Source organism: Streptomyces sp. NPDC054840 (genome assembly GCF_053611065.1).
This window is the reverse complement of sequence record NZ_JBSGZP010000615.1, coordinates 1-4,391: the sequence shown is the minus strand read 5'-3', so window position 1 is coordinate 4,391 and position 4,391 is coordinate 1. Positions and strand designations below refer to the sequence as shown.

General features: G+C 71.7%; 4 protein-coding genes. All 4 read right to left on the bottom strand.

What is annotated here, in order from left to right:
* Nucleotides 1–103: 103 nt before the first annotated feature.
* Complete coding sequence (locus tag ACWGIU_RS30785) at nucleotides 104–580, bottom strand: acyl-CoA thioesterase (protein ID WP_453711302.1); 477 nt, start codon at nucleotides 578–580, stop codon at nucleotides 104–106.
* 10 nt (nucleotides 581–590) lie between these two features.
* On the bottom strand, nucleotides 591–2,255 hold the full coding sequence (gene ettA, locus ACWGIU_RS30780) for an energy-dependent translational throttle protein EttA (RefSeq protein ID WP_453711300.1): 1,665 nt from the start codon (nucleotides 2,253–2,255) through the stop codon (nucleotides 591–593).
* A 166-nt stretch (nucleotides 2,256–2,421) separates the two neighbouring features.
* On the bottom strand, nucleotides 2,422–3,897 hold the full coding sequence (locus tag ACWGIU_RS30775; protein ID WP_453711299.1) for a phosphatase PAP2 family protein: 1,476 nt from the start codon (nucleotides 3,895–3,897) through the stop codon (nucleotides 2,422–2,424).
* 101 nt (nucleotides 3,898–3,998) lie between these two features.
* Complete coding sequence (locus ACWGIU_RS30770) at nucleotides 3,999–4,268, bottom strand: hypothetical protein (protein ID WP_453711298.1); 270 nt, start codon at nucleotides 4,266–4,268, stop codon at nucleotides 3,999–4,001.
* Nucleotides 4,269–4,391: the final 123 nt, after the last annotated feature.

The window sequence follows — 4,391 nt, the reverse complement described above, 5'->3', positions numbered from 1 at the left end:
GCCTGGAGGCGTACGGCGGCGGCGCGGTCGTAGTGCACCAGCCGACCCAGGAACGCGGCGAGGTCCGCCGCCTCCCCGGAATCGGCGAAGCGCAGCTGGTCGTTCATGCCGCGAGGGGCCCTTCCCGGCCGGTGCGGGACTGGGACCCGGTCGCGGGTTCGTCGAGGTACTCCTCGAGGAATTTTCTCTCCTCGGCCGTGATGCGGCGGGGCCGCCCCGCGGCGAGGTTGTACGGCACGACCACGGTCTCGGCGCGCACGTAGACCGTCTCGGGCGCGTCCTCGGTCGCCTCGTCCTTGACCTCGTAGCGGATGGTCAGGGACGCGGCGCCTATCCGGGTCACCCAGGACTCGATGAGGACCGGCTCATGACGGTGCACGAGGGGCAGCTTGTAGTCGATCTCGTGACGGGCCACGACGGACCCGCCCGTGAAGGACTCGCTGCCCTCCCCCGGCGCCAGGCGGAACATGAAGTCGATCCGCGCCTCCTCCAGATAACGGAGGAAGACGACGTTGTTGACGTGCCCGAAGGCATCCATGTCCGCCCAGCGCAGGGGGCACCGGTAGTGGTGTCTGGCCATGACGGCGACCTCAGCCTCGCGTGAGCTTCTTGTAGGTGGCACGGTGCGGACGAGCCGCGTCCGCACCGAGACGCTCGATCTTGTTCTTCTCGTACGACTCGAAGTTGCCCTCGAACCAGTACCACTTGGACTCGCCCTCGTACGCCAGGATGTGCGTGGCGACCCGGTCGAGGAACCAGCGGTCGTGGGAGATGACCACGGCCGCACCGGGGAACTCCAGGAGCGCGTTCTCGAGCGAGGACAGGGTCTCGACGTCGAGGTCGTTGGTGGGCTCGTCGAGGAGCAGCAGGTTGCCGCCCTCCTTGAGCGTCAGCGCCAGGTTGAGGCGGTTGCGCTCACCACCGGACAGGACGCCGGCCGGCTTCTGCTGGTCCGGGCCCTTGAAGCCGAAGGCGCTGACGTACGCGCGGGACGGCATCTCGACCTGGCCCACGTTGATGTAGTCCAGCTCGTCCGACACGACCGCCCAGAGGGTCTTCTTGGGGTCGATGTTGGCGCGGGACTGGTCGACATAGCTGATCTTGACGGTCTCGCCGACCTTGATGGCACCGGAGTCCGGCGTCTCCAGGCCCTGGATCATCTTGAAGAGCGTGGTCTTGCCGGCGCCGTTCGGGCCGATGATGCCGACGATTCCGTTGCGCGGCAGCGTGAAGGACAGGTCGTCGATGAGGACCTTGTCGCCGAACGCCTTGGAGAGGTTGTTGACCTCGACCACGATCGAGCCCAGACGCGGGCCCGGCGGGATCTGGATCTCCTCGAAGTCCAGCTTCCGCATCTTGTCCGCCTCGGCTGCCATCTCCTCGTAGCGGGCGAGGCGGGCCTTGGACTTGGTCTGGCGGCCCTTGGCGTTGGAGCGGACCCACTCCAGCTCTTCCTTGAGGCGCTTCTGGCGCTTCTCGTCCTTGCGGCCCTCGACCTTGAGGCGGGTGGCCTTCTTCTCCAGGTAGGTGGAGTAGTTGCCCTCGTAGGGGTGCGCGCGGCCGCGGTCGAGCTCGAGGATCCACTCGGCGACGTTGTTCAGGAAGTACCGGTCGTGGGTGACGGCCACGACGGCGCCCTTGTACTGCGAAAGGTGCTGCTCCAGCCAGTTCACCGACTCGGCGTCGAGGTGGTTGGTGGGCTCGTCGAGGAGGAGCAGGTCCGGGGCCTCGATCAGCAGCTTGCAGAGCGCCACACGGCGCTTCTCGCCACCGGAGAGGGTGGTGACCGGCCAGTCGCCGGGCGGGCAGCCCAGGGCGTCCATGGCCTGCTCCAGCTGGGCGTCCAGGTCCCACGCGTTGGCGTGGTCCAGGTCCTCCTGCAGCTTGCCCATCTCGTCCATGAGGGCGTCGGTGTACTCGACGCCCATGAGCTCGGCGACCTCGTTGAAGCGCTTGAGCTTCTTCATGACGTCGGCGGCGCCGTCCTGGACGTTCTCCAGGACCGTCTTCGACTCGTCGAGCTTGGGCTCCTGCATGAGGATGCCGACGGTGAAGCCGGGCGACAGGAAGGCGTCGCCGTTGGACGGCTGCTCCAGGCCCGCCATGATCTTCAGAACGGTGGACTTACCGGCGCCGTTGGGGCCGACCACACCGATCTTCGCGCCGGGCAGGAAGTTCAAGGAGACGTCATCAAGAATCACCTTGTCGCCGTGCGCCTTGCGCGTCTTGCGCATGGTGTAGATGAACTCAGCCAAGAGAAACCGTCCGGCAGATCGATGGTGGGCAGATACACCCCATCTTGCCAGGCGTCCATACCTCGGGGGAAACGCGTATGGTCCGGCCGCCTGAGCTGGGGCGAGGCCCGGGGACCGCGCGGCCGGTGGGCCGGGGGTCGCCGCTGATCATGCGCGCCGGGCCCGGTCAGCGGGGGCGGTAGACGGTCAGGGCGTCGGGCAGTCCGTCGAGGACGAGGGCGGCGGGTGCCTCGGCGTGCTCGCCGTCGTAGGCGAGCGGGGTGCCCGCCGGAATGTCGCCGATCCGCAGGCTGCGCAGTCGGGTGGCGACGTGGACGGGGGAGCGGCTCAGCGGGCCGGTGAAGGAGGCCGCCAGCAGCCGGGGGCCGGGGCGGCCGCCGCCGTGGACCAGCCGGAGGTCCAGCAGGCCCTCGCCCAGGTTGTCGCGGCGGCGGGGGGCGGGGCCGGTGCCGTGGTAGGTGCCGTTGCCCGCGAAGAGCAGCCACACGCTCCGGGGCCGTCCGGCCAGCCGCAGCCGCACGGGCCGCTGGGCGCGCAGCACCCGCCAGGCCGCCAGCAGCGCGGCCGGGCCGCCGCCGATGCGCGGGGCCCAGCGCAGCCGGTGGCCCAGCAGCTCCGGATAGGCGCCGATGCTGAAGTTGTTCAGGAAGTAGCCGCTCTCGCCGTCGGGCCCCGGGGAGAAGCGGCCCACGCCGACGCGGACGGCCTGCCCAGCGGCCAGGGCCTGGCAGGTGGCCTCGGTGCCGGGGAGGCCGAGGTCCATCGCGAAGTGGTTGAGGGTGCCGCCGGGGAACACGGCCAGCGGCACTCCGGCCCGCAGTGCGACGGTGGCGGCCGCGTTGATCGTGCCGTCGCCGCCGCAGACGCCGAGCACGGTGGCCCGCGAGGCCGCCTTCGCGAGCGCGGCGGGGAGCTCCGGGCCCTCGCACTCGATCACCTCGGCCGCGGGCAGGCGGGTGAGCAGTACGTCGAGACCCGCGGCCGCAGCCGTCCCGGACCCCTTGTTCACCACCACGGTGAGCCCGGCCCCGTCGGGCAGCGCGGGGGCCCCGACGGCCGCCCGCTCGCCGCCCGGTACGACCCGGGCCTCCTGCGCGTCCCGGGCGAGGCGGCGTACGACGAACCCGGCGGCCACCCCCAGTGACGCGCCCACGAGCACGTCGGAGGGGTAGTGCACCCCGGTGTAGACCCGGGAGAACGCCACGGACGAGGCGAGCGGGGCCAGGACGGCGCCCCAGCCCGGGGACGCCAGCGCCACGCCGGTGGCGAACGCGAAGGCCGAAGCGGAGTGCCCGGACGGGAAGGAGGTGGTCTGGGGCTGCGTGGCCAGCTGCCGGATCAGGGGGACGCCTTCCAGCAGCGGCCGTGGCCGGCGTACGGACCACTTGCCGACGGTGTTGATGGTCGCGGAGGCCAGCGCCAGCGAGGCGACCCCGCGCACGGCGGCCTTGCGGGCACCGGCCGACCCGAAGACCGCGATCGCCGCGGCGGCCCCGCCCCACAGCACCCCGTGGTTCGCGGCCCGGCCGAGCCGAGGCAGCACCCGGTCGGCCCCGGGCCAGTGCCGCCGGGCCACCGCGTCGAACAGCCGACGGTCCCACCACGCGAGAGTGCCGGACCAGGTCAGTTCTTGATCAGCCATCTTCTGCCCCTACCCCGGGCGGCGGATCCGAACCGGCCCACGCGGCCACCCGGCCCATCGGGCCCATCCGTCCGAGCCGCGCGCACGTGGACCGGCCGGCGTCAGTACGCCCCGAACGACCGGAAGACGCCCACTTCTTCGTCGCCGACCGCAATCAGGCCCAGGTCGTCGAACAGGTCGAGTCCCTCGATGTGCTCGCCGCTGAGGAAGCCGTGCGAGGCAGTGCCGTGCAGGCCGGCCGCGACGAAGTCCGGGGCCGGTTCATCGGCGGCCGCCCGCGCGTCGGGCCGGTAGCGGGCGGTGGGGCCGTACCTGTCGAGCAGGGTCCGGGCGTCGGCCGGCACCACGTCCCGGTCCGGCCTGCCGCGCACGGGGCGCGGTTAGTAGAGCCGGACACGCCCGCGGCGTCCGGTGCCACGGGGTCTCCCCAGGGCCGCAGGCCGGGGGGAGGCACCGCAAGGCGTAGGGGCGCCCGAGTACGGGCCGTACTCGGG

Excerpts from the sequence above, each read along its gene's own strand:
- ACWGIU_RS30775 (WP_453711299.1), bottom strand. The coding sequence starts at position 3,897 with ATGGCTGATCAAGAACTGACCTGGTCCGGCACTCTCGCGTGGTGGGAC.
- ACWGIU_RS30785 (WP_453711302.1), bottom strand. The coding sequence starts at position 580 with ATGGCCAGACACCACTACCGGTGCCCCCTGCGCTGGGCGGACATGGAT.